The 26777-nt window shown below is 68.0% G+C and carries 23 protein-coding genes; 8 read left to right on the top strand and 15 right to left on the bottom strand.

Annotated elements, in window-relative coordinates:
• Positions 1 to 2: 2 nt before the first annotated feature.
• Entirely contained in the window at positions 3 to 2726 is a 2724-nt protein-coding gene (locus IQ292_RS02290; RefSeq protein WP_203308677.1) for a TonB-dependent receptor domain-containing protein, read from the top strand.
• Between the two features lie 55 nt (positions 2727 to 2781).
• On the opposite strand, the gene IQ292_RS02285 is transcribed toward IQ292_RS02290, so the two are convergent.
• The 4 genes from IQ292_RS02285 to IQ292_RS02270 all read right to left on the bottom strand — a co-directional run bounded on the left by IQ292_RS02285 (position 2782) and on the right by IQ292_RS02270 (position 8936).
• Positions 2782 to 6153 carry a class I SAM-dependent DNA methyltransferase gene (locus tag IQ292_RS02285; protein ID WP_203308676.1) on the bottom strand — a complete coding sequence of 1124 codons (3372 nt, stop codon included), beginning with the start codon at positions 6151 to 6153 and terminating at the stop codon, positions 2782 to 2784.
• A 486-nt stretch (positions 6154 to 6639) separates the two neighbouring features.
• The gene (locus IQ292_RS02280) at positions 6640 to 7257 is read right to left on the bottom strand and encodes a hypothetical protein (protein ID WP_203308675.1); all 618 of its coding nucleotides are present in this window, start codon (positions 7255 to 7257) and stop codon (positions 6640 to 6642) included.
• Complete coding sequence (locus tag IQ292_RS02275) at positions 7247 to 8224, bottom strand: hypothetical protein (RefSeq protein ID WP_203308674.1); 978 nt, start codon at positions 8222 to 8224, stop codon at positions 7247 to 7249. Before IQ292_RS02275 ends, IQ292_RS02280 begins: the two co-directional genes overlap by 11 nt.
• 283 nt (positions 8225 to 8507) lie before the next feature.
• Complete coding sequence (locus IQ292_RS02270; RefSeq protein ID WP_203308673.1) at positions 8508 to 8936, bottom strand: hypothetical protein; 429 nt, start codon at positions 8934 to 8936, stop codon at positions 8508 to 8510.
• 130 nt (positions 8937 to 9066) lie between these two features.
• On the opposite strand from IQ292_RS02270, the gene uvrA reads away from it, so the two are divergent.
• From uvrA to IQ292_RS02240, 6 genes are all read left to right on the top strand, one after another.
• Positions 9067 to 11970, top strand: a complete 2904-nt coding sequence (gene uvrA / locus IQ292_RS02265; protein WP_203308672.1) for an excinuclease ABC subunit UvrA — start codon at positions 9067 to 9069, stop codon at positions 11968 to 11970.
• 307 nt (positions 11971 to 12277) lie between these two features.
• Positions 12278 to 12454, top strand: a complete 177-nt coding sequence (relB, locus tag IQ292_RS02260) for a type II toxin-antitoxin system RelB family antitoxin (RefSeq protein WP_203308864.1) — start codon at positions 12278 to 12280, stop codon at positions 12452 to 12454.
• Positions 12451 to 12726 (top strand): type II toxin-antitoxin system RelE/ParE family toxin, encoded by a 276-nt coding sequence (locus IQ292_RS02255; RefSeq protein ID WP_203308671.1) that lies wholly within the window; start codon positions 12451 to 12453, stop codon positions 12724 to 12726. The genes relB and IQ292_RS02255 overlap by 4 nt, the downstream gene beginning before the upstream one ends.
• A 108-nt stretch (positions 12727 to 12834) precedes the next feature.
• Complete coding sequence (locus IQ292_RS02250) at positions 12835 to 13317, top strand: hypothetical protein (RefSeq protein ID WP_203308670.1); 483 nt, start codon at positions 12835 to 12837, stop codon at positions 13315 to 13317.
• A gap of 38 nt (positions 13318 to 13355) precedes the next feature.
• On the top strand, positions 13356 to 13835 hold the full coding sequence (locus tag IQ292_RS02245; protein ID WP_203308669.1) for a DUF3597 domain-containing protein: 480 nt from the start codon (positions 13356 to 13358) through the stop codon (positions 13833 to 13835).
• A 75-nt stretch (positions 13836 to 13910) separates the two neighbouring features.
• Complete coding sequence (locus IQ292_RS02240) at positions 13911 to 14114, top strand: hypothetical protein (protein ID WP_203308668.1); 204 nt, start codon at positions 13911 to 13913, stop codon at positions 14112 to 14114.
• A gap of 349 nt (positions 14115 to 14463) precedes the next feature.
• On the opposite strand, the gene IQ292_RS02235 is transcribed toward IQ292_RS02240, so the two are convergent.
• Entirely contained in the window at positions 14464 to 14625 is a 162-nt protein-coding gene (locus IQ292_RS02235) for a hypothetical protein (protein WP_203308667.1), read from the bottom strand.
• A gap of 114 nt (positions 14626 to 14739) precedes the next feature.
• Between IQ292_RS02235 and IQ292_RS02230 the strand changes: the two genes are divergently transcribed.
• Positions 14740 to 16662, top strand: a complete 1923-nt coding sequence (locus tag IQ292_RS02230; protein ID WP_203308666.1) for a S9 family peptidase — start codon at positions 14740 to 14742, stop codon at positions 16660 to 16662.
• Positions 16663 to 16719: 57 nt separating this feature from the next.
• On the opposite strand, the gene IQ292_RS02225 is transcribed toward IQ292_RS02230, so the two are convergent.
• The 10 genes from IQ292_RS02225 to IQ292_RS02180 all read right to left on the bottom strand — a co-directional run bounded on the left by IQ292_RS02225 (position 16720) and on the right by IQ292_RS02180 (position 26760).
• Positions 16720 to 17754: a cell wall hydrolase gene (locus IQ292_RS02225; protein ID WP_203308665.1), complete on the bottom strand. Its 1035-nt coding sequence runs from the start codon at positions 17752 to 17754 to the stop codon at positions 16720 to 16722.
• 173 nt (positions 17755 to 17927) lie between these two features.
• On the bottom strand, positions 17928 to 20759 hold the full coding sequence (locus tag IQ292_RS02220) for a M16 family metallopeptidase (protein WP_203308664.1): 2832 nt from the start codon (positions 20757 to 20759) through the stop codon (positions 17928 to 17930).
• A 483-nt stretch (positions 20760 to 21242) separates the two neighbouring features.
• A complete protein-coding gene (locus IQ292_RS02215) occupies positions 21243 to 21458 on the bottom strand; it encodes a hypothetical protein (protein ID WP_203308663.1) in 216 nt (71 codons plus the stop codon).
• A 1-nt stretch (position 21459) separates the two neighbouring features.
• The gene (gene tgt / locus IQ292_RS02210) at positions 21460 to 22596 is read right to left on the bottom strand and encodes a tRNA guanosine(34) transglycosylase Tgt (RefSeq protein ID WP_203308662.1); all 1137 of its coding nucleotides are present in this window, start codon (positions 22594 to 22596) and stop codon (positions 21460 to 21462) included.
• A 187-nt stretch (positions 22597 to 22783) separates the two neighbouring features.
• Positions 22784 to 23257 carry an EF-hand domain-containing protein gene (locus tag IQ292_RS02205; RefSeq protein WP_238940767.1) on the bottom strand — a complete coding sequence of 158 codons (474 nt, stop codon included), beginning with the start codon at positions 23255 to 23257 and terminating at the stop codon, positions 22784 to 22786.
• A gap of 5 nt (positions 23258 to 23262) precedes the next feature.
• Positions 23263 to 24294: a tRNA preQ1(34) S-adenosylmethionine ribosyltransferase-isomerase QueA gene (gene queA / locus IQ292_RS02200; RefSeq protein WP_203308661.1), complete on the bottom strand. Its 1032-nt coding sequence runs from the start codon at positions 24292 to 24294 to the stop codon at positions 23263 to 23265.
• On the bottom strand, positions 24291 to 24992 hold the full coding sequence (locus IQ292_RS02195; RefSeq protein ID WP_203308660.1) for a peptidylprolyl isomerase: 702 nt from the start codon (positions 24990 to 24992) through the stop codon (positions 24291 to 24293). Before IQ292_RS02195 ends, queA begins: the two co-directional genes overlap by 4 nt.
• Positions 24993 to 25092: 100 nt before the next feature.
• On the bottom strand, positions 25093 to 25599 hold the full coding sequence (coaD, locus tag IQ292_RS02190; protein ID WP_203308659.1) for a pantetheine-phosphate adenylyltransferase: 507 nt from the start codon (positions 25597 to 25599) through the stop codon (positions 25093 to 25095).
• A gap of 11 nt (positions 25600 to 25610) precedes the next feature.
• Positions 25611 to 26516 carry a polyprenyl synthetase family protein gene (locus tag IQ292_RS02185; RefSeq protein WP_203308658.1) on the bottom strand — a complete coding sequence of 302 codons (906 nt, stop codon included), beginning with the start codon at positions 26514 to 26516 and terminating at the stop codon, positions 25611 to 25613.
• Positions 26517 to 26520: 4 nt separating this feature from the next.
• Positions 26521 to 26760: an exodeoxyribonuclease VII small subunit gene (locus IQ292_RS02180; protein WP_203308657.1), complete on the bottom strand. Its 240-nt coding sequence runs from the start codon at positions 26758 to 26760 to the stop codon at positions 26521 to 26523.
• Positions 26761 to 26777: the final 17 nt, after the last annotated feature.

Below are 26777 nucleotides of genomic sequence, written 5' to 3'. Positions count from 1 at the left end.
AAGTGCTGCAGCTCAACCCCGCCTTCGGTTCGCCGGGCATCAGCCGCACCAACTCGTCCTTCGCGACCCAGGGCGCGGGTGCCGCGACCGTCAACCTGCGCAACCTCGGTGAGGACCGCACGCTCGTGCTGGTCAACGGCCGCCGCTTCGTCTCGGGCCAGCCGGGCAGCCAGGCGGTCGACCTCAACGTCATCCCCACCCAGTTCATCGACCGGATCGACGTGCTGACCGGCGGCGCCTCCGCCGTCTACGGCTCGGACGCGGTCGCCGGCGTCGTCAACATCATCTACAAGAAGAACTTCGAGGGCCTGCAGCTCGACGGCCAGATGGGCATTTCCGAGCATGGCGACGGCGCCGACCGCCAGGTCAGCCTGCTCGGCGGCAAGAACTTCGCGGACGGCCGCGGCAACATCATGCTGTTCGGCAGCTATTCGAAGCAGGGCACCGTCCTGAAGCGCAACCGCTCGACCGAAGCCGGCTCGAGCGCGGTCGATTCGACCAGCAACGACATCTATCCGAACGATCCCGTGCGTCCGTTCCTGTCGAGCTATGCGCCGCAGGGCCGCATCATCGCCGGCGGGCAGAGCTTCACCTACGGCCAGGACGGCGCGCTGCGCAACTGCTTCAGCGCAAACGGTACGGGCGGCTGCGTCAACGCCAACGGCACGGTCGCCGGGCCTGACGGCTTCAACCGCTCCGACTATCGCTACCTCGCGGTACCGGTCGAGCGCTACGTCGCGGCGGGCCGCGCCAATTTCGAAGTCTCGCCGGCTGCCAACCTGTGGCTCGAGGGCAATTACGCCAAGACCAAGGTGCAGACGGTGATCGAGGCCTTCCCGCTCGATTCGACCTTCGGCGACCCGCGCCGCAGCGCGCAGATCCCGATCGAGACGATCGTCGGCGGCGTGCGCTATCGCAACCCGTTCGTGCCGGACGCGATCTTCAATGCGGCGACCGACACCAATGGCGACGGGCTGAAGGACGTATCCTTCACGCGCCGTCTGAACGACTTCGGTCCGCGCACCAGCAGCGCCGATCGCGACCTGTTCCGCATCGCCGGCGGCCTCAACGGCAGCTTCGCGGGCGACCGCTGGAACTACGAGCTCTACGGCATCTACGGCCAGTCGAAGGAGCATCAGGAAGGTTCCGGCCAGTTCAACACGCTGAACTTCATCCAGGCGCTCAACGCCTATCGCGACCCCGCGACCGGCCAGATCGTCTGCGCCGATCCGACGGCCCGCGCGGCGGGCTGCGTCCCGGCCAACGTCTATGGCGGTGCGGGCCTGCTCGCCCCGGCGGCCGGCTATCTCGCCGTGCCGACCACGCTGGACGCGAAGGTGACGCAGACAGTGTTCGGCGGCAACGTCACGGGCAAGCTGTTCTCGCTGTTCGGCGCCGACCCGATCGGCATCAACATCGGCACCGAATACCGCCGCGAGACCAGCAGCAACACGTTCGACCTGCTGACGCAGCAGGGGCTGAACGGCAACAACGCGCTGCCCGCTACCTCGGGTCGCTTCCACGTCTGGGAAGGCTTCGGCGAGGCGATCGTCCCGATCATCCAGGACAAGCCCTTCTTCCATTCGCTGTCGGTACGCGGCGCGGTCCGCGTGTCGGATTATTCGACGGTCGGCACCACGGTCAGCTACAATTACGGCGGCGAATGGGCGCCGGTGGAGGACATCCGCTTCCGCGTGATCAAGGCGCGCTCGGTGCGTGCGCCGAACATCAACGAGCTGTTCTCCGCCCCGCAGCAGAACTTCCCGTCGGGTCTGGTCGATCCGTGCACCGGCGTCACCGCGACGTCGACCGGCATTGTGTCGACCAACTGCCGTGCGGCGCCGGGCGTACTCGCCAATATCGCGGCGAACGGCGGCGTGTTCACGCTCAACCAGTCGGATCGTCAGGGCATCACCAGCTTCGAGGGCGGCAACCCCAACCTGCAGGAAGAAAAGGGCGACAGCTTCACCGCCGGCGTCGTGATCAACCCGCGTTCGGTCAACGCGCTGCGTAACTTCGTCCTGACGGTGGACTATTTCAACGTCCGCATCCGTGACGCGATCGTGCAGACGCCGCTGCAGTACATCCTCAACCAATGCTACCAGGGCGGCGCGACCGATTATTGCAATCGCATCACCCGCCGTGCGGCAGTGAGCGGCCCGAACAGCGCCGGTTCGATCCAGCAGCTGACCACCTCCTATCTCAACAGCGGCGGCGTCAAGACGTCGGGCATCGACACCACGGTGACCTGGCGCCAGAACCTCGCCGACTGGGGTCTGGACGGTACGCTCGGCCTGCGCGGTTCGTACACGCACCTGATCTCCGGCTATACCGTGCCGCTGCCGGGTGCGGATCGCGACTATTTCGCCGGCGAGATCGGCGCTTCCCGCGACAAGTTCACCGTCAACGGGTCGTGGGATATCGAGGGCGTCGGCCTGACGCTGACGGGCACGTGGCTCAGTCAGGCAAGCGTCGACGATCAGATCACCGGCGAGCGTCCGGGCTCCGATCCGCTCGTCCGCGTCCGTCCGCAGTTCTACCTCGACTCGCAGATCCGCTTCCGCACCAAGGACAATTTCGAGTTCTTCGTCGGCGGCGACAATCTGCTCAACAACAAGCCGCCGTATCTCGCCGACATCGGCGCCTCGGCGGGTCAGGATACCGATGCCGGTACCTACGACCCGCTCGGCCGCCGCTATTATGCGGGCGTGCGCATCGGCTTCTGATCGACCCGATCGTCAGCAGCACCTGGGGGAGTGGCCGCAAGGCCGCTCCCTTTTCTTATGCGGCACGGCGCAGGCGATAGCCTTCACGATCCCGCGCGACATGGCCGAGCCGCGCCAGCGCCTCCAGCGTCGCCGCGACACGGCGTTCGATCTTGCGGCCTTGCGAAAATCCCCGCGCGATCATCGCCGCATCCAGCACCGCACCGGCACGCAGCGCGGCAAACACCGCCGCCGTCTGGCCGACCGCATCGCGCGGGAACCGGGGCTTGGCGTCCGGCGCGTCGAAGGGCGCCTCGAACTGCTCGGACGGCGCGCCGATGCCGGGCAGCGCGCTGAGCCCGGCGCGCGCGATCTGATACGACGGGCGCAGCCAGCGCACCTTGCCCCGCCGCTCCTCCGCCCGGCGCTCGGCGTTGAGCGCGACGAGGCGGGCGACGATCTCCTCCGCCGGCAGGTCGACCGGCCAGCCATAGGCGTCCGCCACGGCGACATCGATCCGGTCGTGCAGTTCCGCGATGATGTCGACATGGCCCCGACGACGCTGGTCCTGTTCCCTCCTGGCCAAGGTGGCGCCGTCCTTCACCTTCTGAAGGATGTTGTACATCACGGTCAGCGTAATATCCGGGTGATCAGCGGCGACGGAATCACGGAGGGCTTGAAGCTCCTCCGCAAGGTCGGCGATGCGCGATCGGGTCGGGGGCGTGAGAGGGGGCAGGGGAAAAGGATCGAAGCTCGAAGTCTTTGCGTAAACGGCGGGCTTGTTGAAGATCCCGATCATCCCCGCATTCGCAAGGTACCATTTTCGATGAACCCGTGAGTGGAGGATGCCCATCACGGCGGCGTCGTCTGCCGCGATGCACACTATCTTGTTGTCGGGCAGCACGCTCGCGTCGACGAAAGTGAAGATCCGATGCTTGGCCGTCTCGACGGTCGCGATGTAGCGGGTAAGGTGCGCCAAAGCCGGACGCAGTTCGCGACGGGGTTCGCCGAAAAGCCACCATTCTTCGCGGTAGCTTGCCCTGCTATTGCGAAGGCGATCCGGCTTAATTGTGATCAGCAGATGCTGGTAGACCTCCGGATACCGCCGCCGCACCTCTGATTCGTTCAAGCCGAGCAGATCGATCACGAGCATGCCGCGCGGGCGTCCGACGAGGTCGCGACCGTTCAGATAGGACCGGATGTGGCCGGACAGGCCATCGCGGCGGAGCCTGCCCATCGCCTCGGCCTGCGCCGGCGTGACGATGAAGCCGGCACCGTGAAGCTTGACGCCTGGCGAACACAGCCATCGATTGGCAACGAGCGCCTGCGCCGATTGCAGGTCCGCACCCGTGCTGAAGTCCGCATGGATGCGCCCCTCGCGCGCAGCAAAGCCGATCTCCGGTGCGTCGCTGTCCAGCCCGCGCTCCTCCGTCACCGTCAGCGCGACGCCGTCGTGCACGCCCGCCTCCGCCACGCTCATCGCGATCCGCACCGCGGCGGCGTCGCGGGTCGCCTTGGTCCACGGGTGATCGGCGATCGCCATCACCAGCGAGACGGGCCGGGCGCCCGCCATCCGCCGGGCGATGACGCGGCGGCTGAAGGTCTGGGTGATCGAGTTGGTCGTGACGAAGCCGAACCGCTTCAGCCGTGTGCCCGGCTCCGTCAGCCGCTCGGCCGCGCGATCCCACCAGTACATGACGTAATCGGCCGACCGGTTGACCTTGGGATGCGCCTTCCACAGCGCGGTCGCATAGGCATCGCCCAGCCGCGCACGGATATCCTTGCCACCGATGAAGGGCGGGTTGCCGACGATATAATCCGCCTCCGGCCATGCGGGTCGCGTCGGCCGGCCCGCGGCGGGACCCTCGTGGCGCAGGACCGCGTCGCCGACCTCGATCGTGCGGAGCGTCTCGAGGACAGGGTCCGACACCGTGCCGCCATTGCGGATCTGCCACTGCAGATAGCCCAGCCACAACACCAGCTCGGCGATCGCCGCGGCGCGCGGATTGACCTCGATCCCCAGGAAATGGCGCGGGTGGACGGTAGCGGTCTCGAGCGCGAGCGCCTCCTGGCCGCCGAGGTCGGCGAGCACCTCCAGCACGTCGCCCTCCAGCCGCTTCATCAGTTCGAGCGCGACATAGAGGAAGTTGCCGGTTCCGCATGCCGGGTCGAGCACGACGATCCCCGCCAGCTTCTCGTGAAAATCATGCACCGCGCGGATCGCGGCGGCGGGATCGGCGCTGCGCTCGCGCTCCACGGTGCCGAGCACGATCTCCTCCCATTCGCGTTGGAGCGGCGCGATCACGGTGGCGACCACCAGCCGCTCGACATAGGCACGCGGCGTGTAATGCGCGCCCAGTCGGCGACGCTCGCGCGTGTCGAGCGCCTGTTCCAGCAGCGTGCCGAAGATCGCCGGCTCCACCTCCGTCCAGACATGGCGCGCGGCCTCGTGCAGTTCGCCGATCTCCGCGGGTTCCAGCGGGATCGCGCGCGCATCGGCGAACAGGCCGCCGTTGAACCGGCGGATCGGCCGGTGCAGCACGTGCGAGAAGCCGCCGCGGTTCATCTCCGCCCATAGCCCCTCCAGCAGGGGCGCGAAGGCCTCCGGCGCCGCCCGCGTCTCCGCCAGCAGCCGCGTGAAACAGCCCCGTTCCAACAGGCCGGTGTCCTCCGCGAACATCGTGAACAGGCAGCGCATCAGGAAATGGGCGACGGCCTCGGCGTCGTGGCCGCGATCCTCCAGCCGCTTGCTGACGCGCGCCAGTCGCCCGGCGATGTCGCGCGTCACGGTCGCGGCGCGACGCGCGGGATCGAGCGCCTGCGGATCGGTCCAGATGGCGACCAGCCGCGCGCGCACCTCGGCACGGCGCAGGTCGTCCAGGTAGATGCGGTAGCCGCCGCGATCCGGGAACTGCCGGTAATTCTTTCCCTGACCGGAAAAGTCCGCGAACACCTCGATCGCATGGCCGACGTCTGCGACCAGGATGAACGGCGGCCAGCCGTGGCTTTCCGGCAGCGCGCGGGCATATTGCTCCGCCTGCTCGCGCGCGTTGCGCATCAGCACGTCCCAGCCGCGATGCGCGCTGCGTCTTCCCCGCATCGCCGCCTCGAAGCCGGGTAGCGTCGCCTGCGTGCCGCCGAGCGACACTTCCTTCGCCCCGCCGGGCTCGCGGCTCTGCTTCGCCTCGAGGACGAAGCAGCCTTTCTTGTAGAGGTCGATGCGTCCATGCCCGGTTCGGTCGGCACCGTCGTGGAAGGTCACGGCGCGCTCGAAAACGTAATCGTTGCGCGCATGGTCAGCCTCGGCAGGGTCGGGACGATCGAGCCCGAGAAGATCGCACAGCTCGGTCAGGAACAGCACATAATTCGCGCGCTCGGCGCCGCCCTCGTTGCGGCGCCAGCGCTCGATGAACCGGTCGATCCGTATTGTTTCCACATCGTCCGCCATGGCGTTCCCCCTGTCGGCAGGGTGGCGCGGCGGGACGACCAAGCTCCAGCACAGATGGCTCCGATTTGCTGTTCAAAACCGAGCATTCTTCTTTTGTTTTCGACCATGTCGACGGTGCTCGGGCCGGACGGCACCCGTGTCCGGCAAGGTTGCCACAGCGCGATCGGCAGCCTCCGGCTTGCGAAACCTCCGTCGGGACAAGGGTGGGGCGACGCGCCATGGCCTGTCCGACCGGCGGGCGTGACGAGAGGCTCGGCAAGCGGGCGGCGGGCCTGCGATCGCACGGCGGCGACGTCCTGCCATGAAAGAAACGGCCGGCGACCCGGCGGGTCGCGGCAACCGGTGCCGGTATTTCGGATCGATCGGGCGCCGTCATGAGGCTGGCGCGCCCACGGTTTCTTCGCGCGATCTCACCGTCGAGACCGCGTCGTGCGACATCGGGAGGCGGCAGCCCGGCCGCCGCCTCCGACCGCATGGCGAAAGGCTTTAAGCGAACGCCTTGTCCGTCAGTTTCTTGATGGTCGCCAGTATCGTGTCGTAAAGGTATTTGACGGTTCGCGCATCGACACCGTCGAAGTTATCGATGGCGGTGATGTCCTCCGCCTCCGGTACGCTCGCTCCGACGCCATAAGCGATATTCGCCAGGATGGCGGCATTCGGAGGCAGTCGATTGCATTTCCGGAACGAATAGCCGTCACCGCGGGCGAGGGGGCTGTTGAAGTGATAACGCTCCGCTGTGGGCGACGCCTTGGTGACGAGCATCACGTTGCCCGCCGGGCTGAGCCCGACGATCATGCCGCAGGTGTTCCACAGTCGATTGTGCCAGCGCGGTTCGAACTGCGGCTGGCTCGGATCCGTCAGCCAAGCGCGAAGCGTCGGCAGCGGCACGATCCTGTCGCCGCCGTCCGCCCCTGCGCCGACGATGTCCATGAATCCGTATGCGGCGCCGTCTATCGTCGTGCCGTAGCGACAGCCCAACGTGTGGTTGAAGATGAAAAGCGCTTCTTGTGGTGTCGAAGGCACGGTTGATCCTCCTTGCAGGATTCGTTCGCTGTCTGACCCGACGGCGCCCGGGCGGGCGCCCGGGTGCGGTTTAGGCGGCAAGCCTTTCCCGGATGTGGCGCCGCGCCAGCGCGGCTTCCCAGGGGTTGAAGAGGTGGTCGATCTGGAGTGCTTCGCTCGCGGCAGCGGCGACGCCGAACTCCGTCAGATCCAGTTCGTCGAACAGCCGGTCGACCGTATCCGTGACGGTCTTGTACTTGTTGTATTGCTCGATCACCTTGTCGCGATCCGCCTTGGTGTCATCGAGCGCGAGGTCGTAGGCGGCCTTTGTCGACTGGTAATCCTTGATATCGTTCTTCAGGATTTCTTTCAGGCTGGCGGCCTGTTCCTGCCGGATCGTGATGATAAGATCGTTGAGGATGGCCAGTTCCTGTTCGGTCGTCGCCAGGATCTGCTGGATTCCCACGTATTTCGCTTCGTCGGCACTCACATAGGCCTCGAACACGATCTGGAACGCACCGATGAACTGATTGCTGAAGAAGCGGTTTTCCTTGTAGACCTTGCCGGAAGACGCAAAGAATAGATGAAGGCCGCCCGATAACGGCAGGTCGCGCAGTTCCGACTTGTGAGTGACCTCAGACCTGATCGAAAACTGGCTGAGCGCGCCGGAAATCAGGGCCTGCACGCGTGCGACGATCAGCGAATAATCGCCGGCGAAAATGCCCTTGAACTTCTTCGCTTCTTCGATCGTGCTCTTGCTGGCTTCGTCAGACCCGGGCACCTTGGAGGACGGGTAATCACCGGCGGCCAGCGCGTCGCCGATCGACTTGATGATCGCATTGACGCGATCCAGTCCCCAGTCGCTGTAGTTCTGATAGTCGCTGCGTCGTTCGCCGAACAGTCGCGCGTGATCCCATCCGTTCGCTTCGTAATGCTCGTCGACCGATGTGCGAATTTCGGCAAGAAGCTTGTCTTCGTCGGCCTTCGACTCGGTGCCGAGCTTTTCCATGAAGCTTCGAAATTCGGCGTCCTGTTTTTCCTTGTCCTTGATCGTTGCAGTCTTCCCCACGGCATTGCTCCCCTGCGAAATGCAGGGAGTCGTGTAAATCGCAGGGGAGTCGGAGAGTAGGCCAGACGTATCCGTAATGGCATCTTATCGCGTCATGCAGATGCGCATTCGGGGCCGCGATGCACTGCCGGTCAGGAAGGCGCCTGATTCATAAGGAATTGGGTAGACCCGTTTCGGATGTGCTCGGCGATGTCACGGCCAGTTCGGATCCATGCGATCGTACGTCGGAAAAGACCATGCGATCGTGGAAAGTGAAAGGTCATGCCGGCTGACCTTTAGCATGTCATGCCTTCTTCGCGAACAGTTTGCCCAGCACCGTTTCGGCCACCGTGCCCACCATCGCCAGCATCGCGGCGGGATCGGGATCGCGGTCGGTACCCCGAGGCGGGGCGGGGGGCGGCGGTGGGGAGGGTGGCACCGCGCCATCCGCGGCCGACTCCGGCGGGACGGGTTGGGGCTGGGCCGCCTGGGACGGGGCGGCGTCGCGCTTCGCCCGGCCCTTCGCCACCGCCGCGCTCGCCGCCGCGGCCGCCATGGTCAGGCCCGCCGCCAGCATCTCCCGGCCCTGCGGCGTGTTGGCCTTTTCCAGCACGGCGCCGCCGATCTCGCGCACGTCCTTCGGCAGGCGGATGCCCATCACCTCCTTGGGCAGCTTGGTCTTCTTCGCTTTCCCGGCCTTCTCGGCCTTCTTAGCCTTCTTGTCCTTCGCCATCGTCGCCTCGTCGCTGTGCCTGACCAAGGTAATACACATGCGGGAGGGATCAATGGTGCTGGCAGCAGCTTTCGCGCGTTCCTATCTCCAAACCTAGCATATTTCCCGGAACAGAAGTAGAACCGCGAGCATGAGCCTCACCACCATTTCCGTCCGCGGCGCGCGCGAGCACAACCTCAAGGACGTCGACGTCGACATCCCGCGCGACACGCTGACGGTGATCACCGGCCTGTCCGGCTCGGGGAAGTCGAGCCTCGCGTTCGACACCATCTATGCCGAGGGGCAGCGGCGCTACGTCGAATCCCTGTCGGCCTATGCGCGCCAGTTCCTCGAGCTGATGCAGAAGCCCGACGTCGACCATATCGAGGGCCTGAGCCCCGCGATCTCGATCGAGCAGAAGACGACCAGCCGCAATCCGCGCTCGACGGTGGCGACCGTCACCGAGATCTACGATTACATGCGCCTGCTCTGGGCGCGCGTCGGCATCCCCTATAGCCCCGCCACCGGCGAGCCGATCGCCGCGCAGACGGTCAGCCAGATGGTCGATCGCGTGATGACGCTGCCGGAGGGGACACGCCTCTACTTGCTCGCCCCCGTCGTGCGCGGCCGCAAGGGCGAATATCGCAAGGAGTTGGCCGAGTGGCAGAAGGCGGGCTTCACCCGCGTCCGCATCGACGGCGAGATTTACGAGATCGACGAGGCGCCCGCGCTCGACAAGAAGTTCAAGCACGACATCGAGGTCGTCGTCGATCGCCTCGTCATCCGCGAGGATATCGCCACGCGGCTTGCCGAAAGCTTCGAGACCGCGCTCGGCCTCGCCGACGGGCTCGCCTATGTCGATCCGGCGGATCCAGTCGAACCGCACACACCCAAGTCCGCGGTGCTCGGCGATCACGCCCCGCCGGGACGGATCGTGTTCAGCGAGAAGTTCGCCTGCCCGATTTCCGGTTTCACCATCCCGGAGATCGAGCCGCGCCTGTTCTCGTTCAACGCGCCGCAGGGCGCCTGCCCGGCGTGCGACGGGCTGGGGGAGAAACTGCTGTTCGACGAGGACCTCGTCGTCCCCAACCACGACCTCAGCATCAAGAAGGGCGCCGTCGTCCCCTGGGCCAAGTCCAACCCGCCCAGCCCCTATTACATGCAGGTGCTCGGCAGCCTCGCGCGCGAGCTCAAGTTCGACCTCGACACGCCGTGGAAGGACCTGCACCCCGAAATCCAGGACAAGATCCTGTTCGGCACGGGCAAGACCGCGGTGACGCTGACCTTCATCGACGGCAAGAAGAGCTACGACGTCAAGAAGCCGTTCGAGGGGGTCATCGGCAACCTCAACCGCCGCATGCTCCAGACGGAGAGCGCCTGGATGCGCGAGGAGCTGTCGCGCTACCAGTCGAGCCGGCCGTGCGAGGTGTGCCACGGCGCACGGCTGAAGCCCGAGGCGCTGGCGGTGAAGATCGCCGGCCAGGACATCGCGCATGCGACGCACCTGTCGGTGGTCGACGCGCTCGCCTTCTTCACCGACATGCCGCAGACGCTCTCCGACCAGCAGCGCGCGATCGCCGAGCGTATCCTGAAGGAGATCGTGGAGCGGCTCGGCTTCCTCAACAACGTCGGGCTCGACTATCTCAACCTCGACCGGACCAGCGGCACGCTGTCGGGCGGCGAGAGCCAGCGCATCCGCCTCGCCAGCCAGATCGGCAGCGGCCTGTCGGGCGTGCTCTACGTGCTCGACGAGCCGTCGATCGGCCTGCACCAGCGCGACAACGACATGCTGCTCGCGACGCTCCGGCGGCTGCGCGATCTCGGCAACACCGTGCTCGTCGTCGAGCATGACGAGGATGCGATCCGCACCGCCGATTACGTGATCGACATGGGGCCGGGCGCGGGCGTCCACGGTGGCCAGGTCGTCGCGAAGGGCACGCTGCCCGAACTGCTCGCCAGCGACGGGTCCGTCACCGCCGATTACCTGAACGGCGTGCGCGAGGTTCCGGTGCCGGAAGCCCGCCGTAAGGGCAACGGCAAGAAGCTGACCGTACACAATGCCCGCGCGAACAATTTGACCGGCGTCACCGCCAGCATCCCGCTCGGCACCTTCACCTGCATCACCGGCGTCAGCGGCTCGGGCAAGTCGAGCTTCACGATCGACACGCTTTTCGCCGCCGCCGCGCGCCAATTGAACGGTGCGCGCATCCTCGCCGGCAAGCACGACAAGGTGACGGGGCTCCAGCACCTCGATAAGGTGATCGACATCGACCAGTCGCCGATCGGCCGCACCCCGCGCTCCAACCCGGCGACCTATACCGGCAGCTTTACGCAGATCCGCGACTGGTTCGCCGGCCTGCCGGAGGCGCAGGCGCGCGGCTACAAGCCGGGCCGCTTCAGCTTCAACGTCAAGGGCGGCCGCTGCGAGGCATGTCAGGGCGACGGCGTGCTCAAGATCGAGATGCACTTCCTTCCCGACGTCTACGTCACCTGCGACGTCTGCCACGGCGCGCGCTACAACCGCGAGACGCTGGAGGTGAAGTTCAAGGGCAAGAGCATCGCCGACGTGCTCGACATGACGGTCGAGGATGCCGCGGAGTTCTTCAAGGCGGTGCCGCCGATCCGCGACAAGATGGAGATGCTGGTCGAGGTCGGCCTGGGCTATGTCAAGGTCGGCCAGCAGGCGACGACGCTGTCCGGCGGCGAGGCGCAGCGCGTCAAGCTCGCCAAGGAACTGTCACGCCGGGCCACCGGCAACACGCTCTATATTCTGGACGAGCCCACCACCGGGCTCCATTTCGAGGACGTGCGCAAGTTGCTCGAGGTGCTCCACCAGTTGGTCGAGCAGGGCAACACCGTGGTGGTGATCGAGCACAACCTCGACGTCATCAAGACCGCCGACTGGATCATCGACCTGGGGCCGGAAGGCGGCGTCAAGGGCGGCGAGATCGTCGCGACCGGCACGCCGGAAGAGGTGGTGAAGGAGAAGCGGAGTTATACGGGGAAGTATCTGGCGCCGTTGTTGAAGGGCGCGCGGGCGGAGGCGGCTGAGTAGGTGCGGGCGCGTTAGGCCTGGGTCAGTTCCCTTTCGAAGCATAGCGGTTCGTTGCGGTCGTTGGGCGTCAAATATCAAAAGGCGCGATTGCTCGCCGAGCGGCTCTAGAAACGGTAGATTGCAACGTCATGAGACGATGTACCTTGCTTTCTACGTCCAGGTGATTTTGTATGCTTCGTAGGGTATCGTCGCAGCTTACAGGCAATTAATACGTAAAGTCCGCCGTATTGCCGAATTGGCGTGGACCAAAGTTTATCCGGCTCGCCCACGTCTTCCATGCCTTTCAATTATGGGCTAGCCAATGAGTATGGCCGACCTAACGCCCATCGAGTCTGAGTTTGCCACCAGCGAGGATGCCGCCGCCTATGACGCATGGTTCCGCGCCAAGGTGGAACGGGCGATGGCCTCCACGGCACCCAAAATCCCCCACGATCAGGTCATGGCCGAAATGTGGGCGATCATCGAGCGCGCCAAGCACCGATGACGCTGGCGGTCGAATGGAGCGATGAAGCCCGCGACGACCTGCAGCACATCACCCGTTACATCGCGGATCGTAATCCGACCGCTGCCGCCAAGATCGGTGGCGCGCTTCAGCACACCGCCGACCGCCTGCCGGATCACCCCTATGTCCACCGCCCCGGCCGCGTGCCCGGCACGCGCGAGGCGATCGTCCACCCCAATTACATCCTCGTCTATCGTGTCGGCGCGGCGATCGAGATCCTCGCCGTCCTCCACGCTCGCCAGCAATATCCGTGACGTCGCTGCGGCGCCGCTTTCGTCCGCACCATCCGCCACCACGACGGAACGCCGCCGTACCTTGACCCGTTGGGCCATCGATCCCCGACCGGCGAAAGGACATTCTCCATGGTTTACAAGAAGATCGCCTTCGGCCTCGGCGCGTTCGCCGCCGGTGCGGCGGCGTGGACCGCGGGCGCTGCCGCTTTCGGTCCGCAGCCCGGCAGGAAGCCCGGCCGCCGCGACGACGCCGCCAACGACGGCGCGTCCGATCCGCTGAACGCAGGCGTCGGCGCAGTGCCCGGCGATAGCACCACCTCGCCGATCCATCCGCGACCCGCGACCATGGCCGCCGCGCCGGTCGGCCGCGCCGAGGAAGAGAAGCATTTCGAGGAGCGACCCGGCAATCCCGCCGCCGAGCATGTGCCAACCGACCTGATGGGCGATGCGCATCCCAGCGCCGACAGCCGCGCGCCGGACGCCTTCCGCCCCGATCCCACCGCCGTGCCGACCGACGCCGAGAAGGAAGCGCTGCGCCCCGCGACGGGCCCCGCGCCGACATTGGTCGCCGATCGCGGCAGCGGCTTCAGCGAAGGCGCCGGCGCGGCCTGAACGCCTCTCATTCGTCTATCTGTAGCAGGAGTATATCGATGAGCATCTTCGGCGCGATCCGCCATGCGATCTTCGGCGACAAGGGGCCGCTGGGTGGTCAATTCTCCGGCCATGCCGCCAACACGCAGAGCGGGCATCCGCAGACGACCGACGCCGAACCGGAGCGGCCCGCCGCGCCGGCACCCCAGGCGCCCGCCGCCGCGCCCGCCCCGGCCCCGACCCCAGCCGCGCCTGCACAGGCGGCTCCCGCCGCGCAGCCGGTCGACGCCGAGGCGGCCATCGCCCGCATCGCGCAGGAAAAGGGCAATCCGAACCTCGACTGGCGCCATTCGATCGTCGACCTGATGAAGCTGCTCGACCTCGATTCCAGCCTCGACAACCGCAAGCAGCTGGCGACCGAGCTCGGCTATACGGGTGCCAAGGATGGATCGGCCGAGATGAACATCTGGCTGCACCAGGCGGTGATGCGCGAACTGTCGCAGAACGGCGGTGCGGTACCGGCCGGACTGAAGGACTGATCCGCCTTATCCGGCAGGAGCGCGGGCCGGTCCGATCCGTTGGGCCGGCCCGTTCCGTGTTCCGGAAACAATCTCATGGATTATAAGAGGCTTATTATCGGTCTCGGCGTCTTCAGTATCGCGCTCGGCGCCGCCGCCCGTCGCGCCCCCGGCAACCGCGCCGTTCAGGCGGCGCTCGCGTTCGTCGCGGCCGTCACCGCCCTCGACGTGGTGACCGCGCTCGGGCTCGACCGCCAGACCGGGAAGGCGCTGCCGCTGCGCGAATCCGCGTCCGCCTGACGCGCGGCGCCGCCGGCCGCGTCCGGTCGCCAGGGCATGGACGGCGATCCGCGTCGGCCGGCTGACGCAGAATCCCGGCCCACGGTGCGATCGGCGTTGATGGGTCGGGGCGGGAGCCACGGGCGCGGCGACGGCCCACGGCGATGGCGTGCGACCGATCTTCCCGTCATTGCGCGCACGGAGGTCTATCGAGCGGCGGAATCGCCGCCCGGCATCGCGCCGCCGTGTGTTGATATTCGATACGCCGTCCCGGCGCGGAGGGGCAGCGGCGGCGATACCGGGGCAGGGCCGCGCACAGGGAATGCTCCCGCGGGAGGCGCGCGACCGGTGTCGTCTCGGCCCGGCGGCGCTAGGCGTTCTTGGTGAGCGACGACTTTCGCGAGATCGTCTCCGCTTCGGGCTGTCCCTTGTCGAGCGTCTCGCTCGGGCGGCGCGCATCGCCCGGGCGCTGATGTTCGGTCGACAGATTGGGGTCGCGCGTTTCGGTCGTCGGCTTGAGATCGTCCTTCATCGTCCGGCACTTGTGCTCATTCGCGGCCAACGGTCAGCGCCGCTGACCCGTTCCCCTTGCGGGCGCGTCGAGGCACGCTAAGCTGCGCGCATCCACCGCCCGTCCGGAGCCGTCATGCGCTTGAAATCCGCCGCCTTTGCCTCTGCCGCCATCCTCGTCTCCGCGATCCCCGCCGCGTCGCAGACCGTGCCCGTCATCCATCAATATGGGGCGCTCGCGCTCAGTCCCGCCGGCGACCGGATCGCGACGATCGAGGCACAGGCGGGGCGTGGCGTGGTGACGTTGCGCAGCGCGGCTGACGGCAAAGTCATCGGCACGCTCGATCCCTGCGCCAGCTGCGGCTATTCGGGCCTGACCTTCGCCCCTAACGGCGACCTCGTCTTCCTCGCGCGCGATTACAAGGCCGGCACGGTCGCGCTCGATTATGCCGATGCGAAGGGCAAGGTGCGGACGCTCGCCACCGTGCGCGGCATCGCGCAGACGCCGCGCGTCTCGCCCGACGGCAGGCGCGTCGCGCTGCTCGTCACGCTCGGGGCGGCGAAGGAATCGGGCGCAACGCAGGCCGGCGTGCGCATGATCGGCGAGATCGGCGAGCATAACGACGAGCAGCGGCTCGCCGTGTTCGACGTCGCCGCCAGCACCGTCGCGGACGTGCAGCCGGTCTCGCCGCAAGGCCGCTACGTCTATGAATATGACTGGACGCCCGACGGCCGCGGCTTCGTCGCGACCACCGCGCTCGGCAACGGCGACAACAATTGGTGGGTCGCGACGCTGGACGCGATCGACGCGCAGACGGGCGCCGTGCGCCAGATCGCCAAGCCCGCGACGCAGCTCAACCAGCCACGCGTTTCGCCCGACGGCCGCACGATCGCCTATATCGGCGGGTTGATGAGCGACTTCGGCTCGATCGGCGGCGACGTCTTCACCGTGCCCTTCGCCGGCGGCACGCCGCGCAACGTCACGGCGGGCGCGAAGGAGACGGTGACGACGATCGACTGGACGCGGGGCGGGCTGCGCACCGTCAGCCTCGTCGGCGACCGCGTCCGGCTGGGCATGCTGGAGCCCGGCCGTGCGGTCGCTCCCGGCTTCGCCCAGGCGGCGAGCGCGAGCGCGGGCGACGGGCGCGCCGTCTTTTCCGCCGATGGCCGCATCGCCGCGGCGGTGATGCAAGATTACGAGCATGCGCCCGCCATCTATGCCGGCCCCGTCGCCGCGCTGCGCCAGCTCACGCACGACAATGACGCGGTCCAGCCCTCCGTCGCCGCGCGCAGCGTCAGCTGGAAAAACGAGGGCTTCGACGTGCAGGGCTGGCTGCTCGGCCCGCGCACCGCGCCCAGCGCCAAGGCGCCGATGATCACCATGGTCCATGGCGGCCCCTCGGCGGCCTCGACGCCGGGCTTCGTCATGCCGACGACGATGGTCGGGCAGCTGGTGAACGCGGGCTATTACATCTTCCTGCCCAATCCGCGCGGCAGCTATGGCCAGGGCGAGGCGTTCACCGCCGCGAACAAGCGCGACTTCGGCGGCGGCGACCTGCGCGACATCCTCGCCGGCATCGACGCGGTGGAGAAGGTCGCACCGGTCGACGATGGCCGGCTGGGCCTCGGCGGGTGCAGCTATGGCGGCTTCATGGCGATGTGGGCGAACACGCAGACCAACCGGTTCAAGGGGATCGTCGCGGGCGCCGGCCTGTCGGACTGGGTCAGCTATTACGGCACCAACGGCATCGACCAGTGGATGCTGCCCTTCTTCGGCAAGACGATGTACGAGGACATGAAGGCGTATCAGGACGTCTCGGCCGTCTATTTCGCCAAGAAGGCGAAGACGCCGACCTTCATCTACGTCGGCGAGCGCGACATCGAGGTCCCGCCGACCCAGTCGATCGAATGGTGGCACGCGCTGAAGGACATGAACGTGCCCGTCAGCCTGGTGATCTATCCGGACGCCGGCCATTGCGTCCCCGCGCCGGAACAGTCGCGCGACGTGACGCAGCGCGCGATCGCGTGGTACGACAAATATGTGAAGGCAGCGCGCTGACCCCGGTCGCGGCGGACGGATGCCGTCCGCCCCGGCATGGGGCGAGGGCGGGACGCGTCACTTGAGCGGCTTGCCGGAATCCTTCCATTTGTCGAGCACGGTGGAGGCGGGCGGCAGGTGATCGTCGCTCGCGGAGGCGGGCAGGGCGGTCGCCTGCCCTGCTCCCACGATCGGAGCGCCCGTGGCGACCGCGGGCGCGACCGGCACCGCGGCGGTGGTTGCGATCAACGTGGCCGGCGGTGGCGGCGCGAGCGGCGGCGCATGCGGCCCCGGCACCGGCTCGCCGCCGCGATAGGGACGGGTGAAGGCCCCGGCCGTGCCCCAATAGCCCTTCCAGCGGTGGAACAGGTGCGCGCCGACCACGTCGGTCAGCACCAGCATCCGGTTCCACGCCGGCGTCACGGCATAGGTATGGTAATGCGTCGCCAGCCCTACCGGTGCGAAGACATAGCCGCCGAGCGCCCGGGCCGCCGCCCGCGCCGCGCGCGCCCAGCCCCCGCGCGACGGCACGCGCGCCATCGCGCCGTCGCAGGCGAAGCTGAACTGGCAACCCGATCGCTCCGACCCCTGATAGACGACGCCGCAGACGGTGGCGGGGAAGGCGGGGTGACGGACGCGGTTGAGCACCACCTGTGCCACCGCCGCCTGACCCGCGTCCGGCTCCGACGCCGCCTCGAAATAGATCGCCGCGGTCAGGCATTCGACGGCGCGACCGCGATCGGTCGCGCTCCCCAGCCGCATCGAGAAAGGCGCGGCGCCAGCGCCCGCCTGGAGCCCCGCCGAGAGCTGGGCCGCGGCGGCGGGCGGCGGCGGCAGCGCGATCGTACCGGTCACGCCGGCTGCCGGCGCGGCCTGTTCGGCGGCGGCGGGCATGTCCTCCGCGGCGGCATAAAGCAGCGCCGCGCCGGGGAAATGCGCCTCCGCCTCGTAACCGACGGTTGCGGGCATCGGTGGCACGCTACCCGCCGGGTGCGCTGCGATGGCGAGCCACGCCGCCCGCATCGCCAGCGCGACGAGCACCGCAAGCGCAAGGCCGATCGCGACCAGCCAGCCGCGCGCCACCTTCCGCATCGTCTCTGCACGCACCCGCATGCCCCGCCCATAGCCGATCGTGCCGTGCAAAGCGCCCCTTTGCGGACACCCGTCGATGCCCAAAGCGGCACAGGTCGTGGGGCGGCCTGGCCATCCGGCTCCCGATCAGCAGCCTTCGCGTCGGTGATGCACGGCATTGCCGCCGATACGCACCACCGACACCCTCCGGACGCTTATTTCAAGGTCGCGCTGTCCAGGTTGAGCTGTCCCTCGCTCAGCGTCTCCACCGTCGGATAGGCCTGGCGGAGCGGCGCGATGAACTGCTTGGCGTCGCCGACCACGGCGATGCTCGCCGCCTTGGGATCGAGCAACGTCGCCGACACCCTCTGCACCTCCGCCGGCGTCACCGCCTCGACCTTCGTCGTATAGCGCTGCAGCTCGTCGAGCGGCACGCCGTCGAGCACATAGGTGCCGAGGATGCCTGCCACGCCCTCGGTGGTCTCGATGCCGCGGCCGAAATTGCCGACCAACACCGCCTTGCGCGACGCGAGTTCGCTGTCCGGCACGGGCGCGGCGCCCATCTTGGCCATCTCCGCCGTCATCAGCGTCACGACTTCCGCCGCGGTCGGGTTCTTGGTCTGCGTCCGCGCCGCGAAGCTGCCCGTCGCCCGCGCCGCGTCAACGCCGCTCGACGCACCATAGGCGAGGCCACGCTTGATCCGCACCTCCTGGTTGATCCGCGACGAGAAGCCGCCGCCGAGCACGGTGTTGGCGACGGCGAGCGGGTAGAAGCGCGGATCGTTGCGCGCGATCGCCGGACGCTCGACGACGACGCCAGCCTGCCCGGCGCCGGGCATGTCGACCGCGACGACGCGCGGCGCGGGCAGGGCCGGCGCGGCCGGCAGGGGCGTCGCACGACCCGCGACCCGCCAATTGCCCAGTTGCGCCTCGGCCAGCACCTTCGCCCGCGCCGGCGTGACGTCGCCGACCAGGATCAGCGCCGCCTGATCGGGCCGCCAGGTACGCGCATAGGCGGCGGTCACATCGGCGCGGGTCATCGCCTTGAGCGACGCGGGCGTACCGTTGCCCGGCGCGCCATAGGGCGAGGCGCCGAAGGTCGCGCGATCGGCGACCAGCGCGGCGAGCTGGGCCGGATTCTTGAACGCGACGGTGACGCCATCGACCGCCTGCGACCGCGCGCGCTCCAGCTCCTGCGGCGCGAAGGCGGGATGCTGCGCGACATCCGCCAGGATCGTCATCGCCGGCGCAAGTTGGTCGGACTTGACCGTGACGGCAACGGAGCCGCCCTCTTCGGCCGCGTCAGCGCCGATCGATCCGCCCAGGCTTTCCATCTGCCGTGCGATCTCGGTCGCGGAGCGCGTCGCCGTGCCCTTGGTCATCAACGTCGCGGCAAGCTGGCTGACGCCGGGGCGATTGGCGGGGTCGAGCGCCTCGCCGCCGGTGGCGACCAGATAGGCGGTGGTGATCGGCAGGTCGTGCTTCTCCACCGTGATGACGCGCAGTCCGTTGGAAAGGCGCGTTTCGACCGGCTGCGGCAGATTGGCCTTGACCGGCGCACCCGGCGCGGGCGGCATCACGCGCTGCCCCTCGGGTGCGGGCGTCACGACGGCGATGTTCGCGGGCGGCGTCAGCGGCTCGGTCTGCACCGTGGCGGCGACCTGGATCGTGTCGCCGGTGGAAGTGGCCGGCTTTGCGCTGTCCGGCAGGTAGCGGATCGTCGCCGACTGGTCGTCGTTCAGATATTTGCGCGCGACCCGTTGCACGTCGGCGGCGGTGACCCGCGCGATTTCGGCCAGCTGGCGGTCGGCGGCGCGCGGATCGCCATCGATGATCACGGAGGAAGCGAGGATGCGGGCCTTGCCCTCCGCGGTCTCGCGGCTCTTGATCGCGGCGGTAAGGATCTCGTTCTTCGCCTCCGCCAGTTCGGCGGCACTGACCGGCGCGTCACGGAAGCGCGCGATCTCCGCCTTCAGCGCGGCGGCGCCCTGGTCCGCCGTCTTGCCGCCCGCCAGGATCGCATAAGCGACGAGGTTGCCCGTCCCCTGCTTGGTGTCGAGGAACGACGCGGCATCCTGCGCGAGCTGGTCGCGATAGACCAAGTTCTCGTACATCCGGCTGCTCTCGCCGGTCGACAGGATCGTGTTGAGCACGGTCAGCGCGGGGACGTCGGCGCTGCGGTCGGCCGGGACGTGCCACGTCATGAGCACTGCGGGCAGCGGTGTATTGGGCTCGTAGACGGTGTAGCTGACCGCCTTCGTCCGGTCGGGTTCGGTCGCCGTCACGCGCGGGATCGCGCCGGCGGGTTTGGCGATGCCCGCGAAATACTGGTCGACCCAGCGGTTCAGCGTCGCGGGATCGAAGTTGCCGGCGACGACCAGGATGGCATTGTCGGGCCGGTAGTAAGTGGCGTGGAAGGCGCGCACGTCGTCGATGCCGGCCGAATCGAGATTCTCGATGCTGCCGATCGTCGAGCGGGCATAGGGATGGCGCGTATAGGAGGCCGCGGATAGATAGGTGGAGAACAGTTTGCCGTAGGGCCGCGCGAGCGTCGACTGGCGCAGCTCCTCCTTCACCACGTCGCGCTCGGACGCGAAGCTCTTGGGCTCCACGACCAGGCTCGCCATCCGGTCGGCTTCCGCGAACAGCAGCCGCTGCAGGTGGTTGGCCGGCACCACCTCATAGTAATTGGTATAATCGTCGTTGGTCGAGGCGTTGTTGTAGCCGCCGACGTCCTCGGTCAGCCGATCCATCTGTTCGGAGACGAGATTGCGCGTCGCCTTGAACATCAGATGCTCGAACATGTGCGCGAAGCCGGAGCGGCCCTTGGGATCGTCCTTCGACCCGACGTCATACCAGACCTGTACCGCGACGTTCGGCGTCGACGTGTCGCGGATGGCGTAGACGCGCAGGCCATTGGCCAGCGTACGCTCGGTGAAGGCGATCGGCTTGACGGCCGCGGCGTCGGTCGTGGCCGCCGTCTGGGCGGTGGCGGCGAGCGGCAGCAGGGCAGCGCCCAGAAGAAGGGCGGCACGGACGAGACGCATGTGTATAGGCTCCGGCAAGCGGCGGTTCGGGAGCCCCGGAGGGTGGCCCGTCCGGCCGGGCGGTGTCAATCGGCGCTTCGCATCGCCCGACGGCGGCGGAGGGGTGCCACTTTCGCCCGGTTGCCGAATCGCGTCCGCGCATGTTTCCGGCGTGGTTTCTTCCCCGGTCGGGCCCACCCCCAGCCCCTCCCGCAAGCGGGAGGGGAGCGGGATGTCGGAGCTGCACTGTGTTCGTCTCGGGTATGGAGCCGGCGAAACGCATCCGCATCGCGTGCGGCCATCTCGGCGCCGACCAGGTCTGTCGCCGGCCTGCGCAACCGACATCCGATCACGCCACTCCCGCTGGCGGGAGGGGGCGGGGGTGGGCGCGTCGTGACGTCCGATGTCGGCCGTCGTATTGCGTCGGCGCACGTATCCGGCGTGGTTTCTTCCCCGGTCAGGCCGACCCCCCAGCCCCTCCCACAAGCGGGAGGGGAGCGGCCGTCAGCCCCGCGTCTTGCCCTTCTTCCGCCCGGAATTGGCGAACAGCACCGCCGCGGCCACCGCGGCCGACCCGATACCCACGCCGATGATCCGCATCGGCCAGTGTCCGGTCTTCGCAGGATCCGCGGTGCGCGTTTCCGCGGCGGCGCCGCGCGCCTTGGCGGCAGCGGCGGCTTCCAAGATCTCGTTGGGCTGTTCGTCCGGCTGGTCGGCCATCTTACTCTCCCTTTTCGCGCCGATACGTTGCGCGAAACGTCGTGGCGAATGCGGTCAACGCGCCATCTGCAATGGCGCTTCGCAGGTCCGCCATCAACCCTTCATAAAAAGCGATGTTATGCTCGGTCATCAGCATCGCGCCCAGGATCTCGCCGGCGCGAACCAGATGGTGGATATAGGCCCGGCTCCAAGTCGCGCACACGGGGCAGCCGCATGCGGGATCGAGCGGACCCGTATCCTCCGCGAATTTCGCGTTGCGCAGGTTGATCGGGCCGCCGCGCGTGAACGCCTGGCCGGTGCGCCCCGATCGCGTCGGCATGACGCAATCGAACATGTCGATGCCGCGCTCGACCGCCCCGACGATGTCATCGGGTTTGCCGACCCCCATCAGGTAGCGCGGCTTGTCGGCGGGTAGCTGTTGCGGCGCGAAGTCGAGGCAGCCGAACATCGCCTCCTGTCCCTCCCCCACGGCCAGCCCGCCGACGGCATAGCCGTCGAAGCCGATATCGATCAGCGCGTCCGCGCTCGCCTTGCGCAGCGACTCGTCCAGCGCGCCCTGCTGAATGCCGAAGATGGCGTTGTTCGCGGCATGGTCGCCGCCACCGTCGAAGGCATCGCGGCTGCGCTTCGCCCAGCGCATCGATCGCTCCATCGCCGCCGCCTGCACCTCGCGCGTCGAGGTGGTCGGCACGAGCTCGTCGAACGCCATGACGATGTTGCTGCCGAGCAGCCGTTGGATCTCGATCGATCGTTCGGGGCTCAGCATGTGGCGCGTGCCGTCTAGGTGCGACTTGAACGCCACGCCCTCCTCCGACCTCTTGGTCAGGTCGGACAGGCTCATCACCTGGTACCCACCCGAGTCGGTCAGGATAGGGCGTTGCCAGCCCATGAAATCGTGTAGCCCGCCGAGCTTCGCGACCCGCTCCGCGCCGGGGCGCAGCATCAGGTGGTAGGTGTTGCCCAGGATGATGTCCGCACCCGCCCGCTCGACATCGGCGGGCTTCATTGCCTTGACGGTGGCGGCGGTGCCGACGGGCATGAAGGCGGGGGTGCGGATCGTGCCGCGCTGCATCCGGATGGTGCCGGTACGCGCGCGACCGTCGGTGGCCGCGATGGTGAAGGCGAAACGCTCGGTCATGGGGCAGGGCTCTTGGCGAAAGCGGCGCCGGCTGTCGAGGATATGCCGCGCCGGCCAAGGCTTTCGACGTCATGGCGCGACCCGTGCGGCGTGACGGCGTGGCAAGCGGTGCGTCGTGCGCGCGGCGGCATGGAGGCCGGATCGCGTCGGCATCGCGACGGCGGACGCATGACGATCCGCAATGCCCCTAGGGTCGCTTGCGTCGTCCCGCCGGCGGCCCGTTAGCCATGCCGGCATTGGCGCGGATCGTCAGCGCCTCCTTGCGCGTCACTGCGCCGTCGCGGTCCTTGTCGAGCCGATCGAAGATGCGCGCGAAGGCCGCCTCCAGCTCCGGCAGCGTGATCCGGTTGTCGCCGTCCGCATCCACCTCGAACGGGCTCGGCAGGGCATTGGGATCGCCCAGCCACCGCGTCGCCCAGTCTGCGAAGCCGATATAGCCGATGGAACCGGTCGCGCTGCCGTCGACGCCGGCGAAGCTGCGACGGACCCCGGCCTGCATTTCCACGCGTGTCGTGCGGCCGTCGCCGTCCGCGTCCCAGGCGACGATCGCCATCGCCGCGGGCTCGACGACGAAGGTCGCGGGCGGCTGTGGCTGCGTCGGCGGCTGCGTCGGGACGGGCGCGGCCGAAACCTGGGCCTGGAGCAGCAGCGCGAGCAGCATGGGGGTCACCGTGGCGGCAGGAGGAGCGACGAATCGCCGTAGCTGTAGAATCGGTAGCCGCTCGCGATCGCATGCGCATAGGCCGCCTGCATCCGCTCCAGTCCCATCAGCGCCGATACGAGCATGAACAGCGTGCTCTTGGGCAGATGGAAATTGGTCATCAGCCCGTCGATCGCGCGGAACCGGTAGCCCGGCGTGATGAAGATCGCGGTGTCGCCCTCGAACGGTGCAATCGTGTCGTCGTCGCGGGCGGCGCTTTCGAGCAGGCGCAGCGACGTGGTGCCGACGGCAATCACGCGGCCGCCGCGCGCGCGCACCGCATTCAGCCGATCGGCGGTCGCCGCATCGATGCGCCCCCATTCGGTATGCATCCGGTGTGCGTCCGTATCCTCCGCCTTCACCGGAAGGAAGGTGCCCGCCCCGACGTGCAGCGTCAGCGTCTCGTGCCCGATCCCGGCGGCGTCGAGGCGCGCGAGCAGGTCCGGCGTGAAGTGCAGCGCGGCCGTAGGCGCCGCCACCGCACCCGGCTCGGCGGCGAACATCGTCTGATAATCGTCCGCGTCGCGCGCGTCGGTCGGCCGCTTGGCGGCGATATAGGGGGGCAACGGCATGCGCCCCGCACGCTCCAGCAGCTGTTCGACCGGCTCGTCGCCGGCGAAATCGAGTGCGAAGCTGCCATCCTCCGCCCGGTCGCTGGCGGTGGCGGAGACGCCGGCGCCGAAGTCGATCGCGTCGCCCTCGCGTAGCCGCTTGGCGTTGCGGATGAACGCGCGCCAGCGTCGCAGCCCCTCGCGCTTGTGCAGCGTCGCGCCGATGCTCGCGTCGCCGCGCCGACCCTCCAGCTGCGCCGGGATCACCCGCGTATCGTTGAACACGAGGCAGTCGCCCGCGCGCAGCTGCGCCGGCAGGTCGCGGACATGGGCATCGCGCGTCGCGTCGCCGTCGAGAACAAGCATCCGCGCCGCGTCGCGCGGCGAGGCTGGGCGCAGCGCGATATTCTCCGGCGGTAGCGCGAAATCGAAGAGTTCGACCCTCACTTCGCCTTCGGTGCCACCTTCTTGGGCGCCGACTTGCCGGCGGGAGCACCCGAACCGGGCAGCGTCACCGGTGCCCCGAGGCTGACCGGCGCGGGGGCGGGTACATTGACGTAGGGCGGGGGATCGTCCGCGGCGATATAGGCATGGACGATCTTGGTCGGGTCCGAGGGCGGCTCGCCGCGCTCGATCCCGTCGACATATTGCATACCGTCGATGACGCGGCCGAAGACCGTATATTTCTTGTCGAGGTTCAGCTTGGGCTGGAAGACGATGAAGAACTGGCTGTTGGCGCTGTTCGGGTCGTCCGCCCGTGCCGCCGACACGGCCCCGCGGACGTGCGGCAGGTAATTAAATTCGGATGGGACGTTGGGCAGCGTCGAGCCGCCGGTGCCGTCACCCTTCGGGTCGCCACCCTGCGCCATGAAGCCGTCGATCACCCGGTGAAAGACGAGGCCGTCATAGAAATGCTGCCGGGTCAGCGTCTTGATCCGCTCGACCATCTTGGGCGCGACGTCGGGGCGCAGCCAGATCGTGACCCGACCGCCGTCGGACAGGTCGAGCAGCCAGAGGTTCTGCTTGTCGGTGATCGGCGGCGGAGTCTCCCGGCCGGCGACATTGGCTTCGATGACCTGCGCCGCGACCGGCGCGGTCGCGAGGCACAGGGTGGTCAACGCAAGGGAACGGGCGAACGCGCGCATGGAAATCCTATCCAGGTGATGGCGGCGACTTAGACCAGAATGCGGGTTGCACCAAACTGAACGTTGCGGGGGCGGCAGCCTCTCGCTGGACGAGGGGCGGTCAGCTACCCTTTTGACCCATGGTCTTGACGCGCGCGACGACCTCCTCGCAGACCTGCGGCGTGACGAAGCGCGCGATCGGGCCCCCGAACAGCGCGATCTCCTTGACCAGGCGGCTTGCGATCGGCTGCAGCGCGACATCCGCCATCAGGAACACCGTCTCGACCCGCGGATTGATCTGCTGGTTCATGCCGGCCATCTGATACTCATATTCGAAATCGGCCACCGCGCGGAGGCCGCGAACGATCACCTTGGCGCCCTCGCGCTCTGCGAAATCCATCAGCAGCGAATCGAATGCGACGACCTCGATCGCCCCCGCGATATCCTCGACCTCGCGCCGCACCATCGCCATCCGCTCGTCCAGCGTGAACATCGGCGACTTGGACGGGTTGGTGGTCACGCCGATCACCAGCTTGTCGACCAGCTTCGCGCCGCGCCGGATGATGTCCATATGGCCCAGCGTGATGGGGTCGAAGGTCCCGGGATAGACGCCGATGCGGCTGGTCATGGGGCTCGTCCTTACCGATCGCGCGCGACGACGTAGCGGGCCAGTTCGCGCAGCACGTCGGCCTCGGCGCCATGGCCCTTGAGATGCGCGATCGCCTGGTCGACCAGCATCGCGCATTGCTCGCGCGCGCGCTCGATTCCGAGCAGCGTCAGGAAGGTTTCCTTGCCCGCGTCCGCATCCTTGCGCAGCCTTTTGCCAGCCGCCTCCTCATCGCCTTCCGCGTCGAGCAGGTCGTCGGCGATCTGGAAAGCGAGGCCGAGGTCGTGGGCATATCCGCGCAGTGCGCGACGACCGTCGACGGGCACGCGGCCCAGGATCATCCCCGCCTCGACCGAGACGGAGATCAGCGCGCCCGTCTTCATCTGCTGCAGCCGGGTGACCGTCGCCAGGTCGAAGCGCGAGCGTTCTGCGACCAGGTCCATCATCTGGCCGCCGGCCATGCCCGATGGGCCCGAGGCGTGCGCCACGGCCATCACCAGTTCCGCGCGGACGAAGGGGTCGGGATGCGTCGCCGGCTCCGCCAGCACCTCGAACGCCAGCGCGTGCAGGCAATCGCCGGCGAGGATGGCGGTGGCCTCGTCGAACGCCTTGTGCACCGTCGGCTTGCCACGGCGCAGGTCGTCGTCGTCCATCGCGGGCAGATCGTCATGGATCAGTGAATAGACGTGGATCGCCTCGATCGCTGCCGCGACCTCTCCCGAACATGCCCGCGACACGCCGAACAGATCGGCCGTGGCGCGGACGAGCAACGGGCGCAGTCGCTTGCCGCCGCCGATCGCGGCGTGGCGCATCGCGCGGTACAGGTCGGCGCGCGCGTCGTCGGGCACCGCCAGCAGCCGGTCGAAACGCCAGTCGATATCCGTCGCCACCTCGGCCAGGGCGGTCGCGAGCGTGGGGTGGAGCGGGGCGGCGGCCATCGGCTCAGCCCGCGGCAAAGGGACGCGTACCGGCGGCCTTGCCCTCCGCGTCGAGGCGTATCGCCTCGATCCGGGCCTGGGCGGCGTCGAGCCGCTCCGCGCAGCGCTGGCGAAGGCGATCACCGCGTTCGTACAGCGCGATCGATTCGTCCAGGCTGGCTTCCCCGCTCTCGAGTCTGGACACGATGCGTTCCAGCTCCTTGAGGGCTTCCTCGAACGACAGGCTCTCGATCGGCGTATCCATGGGGACGCGCTATGCGG

The organism is Sphingomonas beigongshangi (genome assembly GCF_016820445.1).
GTDB classification, from domain to species: domain Bacteria; phylum Pseudomonadota; class Alphaproteobacteria; order Sphingomonadales; family Sphingomonadaceae; genus Sphingomonas; species Sphingomonas beigongshangi.
The sequence above is the reverse complement of the archived record's forward strand: the minus strand, read 5'-3'. Positions and strand labels throughout refer to the sequence as shown.

What these genes read in the sequence shown, in the direction of transcription:
- IQ292_RS02285 (WP_203308676.1), bottom strand. Translation starts at nt 6,153, where the DNA reads ATGGCGGACGATGTGGAAACAATACGGATCGACCGGTTCATCGAGCGC.
- IQ292_RS02270 (WP_203308673.1), bottom strand. Translation starts at nt 8,936, where the DNA reads ATGGCGAAGGACAAGAAGGCTAAGAAGGCCGAGAAGGCCGGGAAAGCG.
- uvrA (WP_203308672.1), top strand. Translation starts at nt 9,067, where the DNA reads ATGAGCCTCACCACCATTTCCGTCCGCGGCGCGCGCGAGCACAACCTC.
- relB (WP_203308864.1), top strand. Translation starts at nt 12,278, where the DNA reads ATGGCCGACCTAACGCCCATCGAGTCTGAGTTTGCCACCAGCGAGGAT.
- IQ292_RS02255 (WP_203308671.1), top strand. Translation starts at nt 12,451, where the DNA reads ATGACGCTGGCGGTCGAATGGAGCGATGAAGCCCGCGACGACCTGCAG.
- IQ292_RS02250 (WP_203308670.1), top strand. Translation starts at nt 12,835, where the DNA reads ATGGTTTACAAGAAGATCGCCTTCGGCCTCGGCGCGTTCGCCGCCGGT.
- IQ292_RS02245 (WP_203308669.1), top strand. Translation starts at nt 13,356, where the DNA reads ATGAGCATCTTCGGCGCGATCCGCCATGCGATCTTCGGCGACAAGGGG.
- IQ292_RS02240 (WP_203308668.1), top strand. Translation starts at nt 13,911, where the DNA reads ATGGATTATAAGAGGCTTATTATCGGTCTCGGCGTCTTCAGTATCGCG.
- IQ292_RS02235 (WP_203308667.1), bottom strand. Translation starts at nt 14,625, where the DNA reads ATGAAGGACGATCTCAAGCCGACGACCGAAACGCGCGACCCCAATCTG.
- IQ292_RS02230 (WP_203308666.1), top strand. Translation starts at nt 14,740, where the DNA reads ATGCGCTTGAAATCCGCCGCCTTTGCCTCTGCCGCCATCCTCGTCTCC.
- IQ292_RS02225 (WP_203308665.1), bottom strand. Translation starts at nt 17,754, where the DNA reads ATGCGGGTGCGTGCAGAGACGATGCGGAAGGTGGCGCGCGGCTGGCTG.
- IQ292_RS02220 (WP_203308664.1), bottom strand. Translation starts at nt 20,759, where the DNA reads ATGCGTCTCGTCCGTGCCGCCCTTCTTCTGGGCGCTGCCCTGCTGCCG.
- IQ292_RS02215 (WP_203308663.1), bottom strand. Translation starts at nt 21,458, where the DNA reads ATGGCCGACCAGCCGGACGAACAGCCCAACGAGATCTTGGAAGCCGCC.
- tgt (WP_203308662.1), bottom strand. Translation starts at nt 22,596, where the DNA reads ATGACCGAGCGTTTCGCCTTCACCATCGCGGCCACCGACGGTCGCGCG.
- IQ292_RS02205 (WP_238940767.1), bottom strand. Translation starts at nt 23,257, where the DNA reads ATGCTGCTCGCGCTGCTGCTCCAGGCCCAGGTTTCGGCCGCGCCCGTC.
- IQ292_RS02195 (WP_203308660.1), bottom strand. Translation starts at nt 24,992, where the DNA reads ATGCGCGCGTTCGCCCGTTCCCTTGCGTTGACCACCCTGTGCCTCGCG.
- coaD (WP_203308659.1), bottom strand. Translation starts at nt 25,599, where the DNA reads ATGACCAGCCGCATCGGCGTCTATCCCGGGACCTTCGACCCCATCACG.
- IQ292_RS02185 (WP_203308658.1), bottom strand. Translation starts at nt 26,516, where the DNA reads ATGGCCGCCGCCCCGCTCCACCCCACGCTCGCGACCGCCCTGGCCGAG.
- IQ292_RS02180 (WP_203308657.1), bottom strand. Translation starts at nt 26,760, where the DNA reads ATGGATACGCCGATCGAGAGCCTGTCGTTCGAGGAAGCCCTCAAGGAG.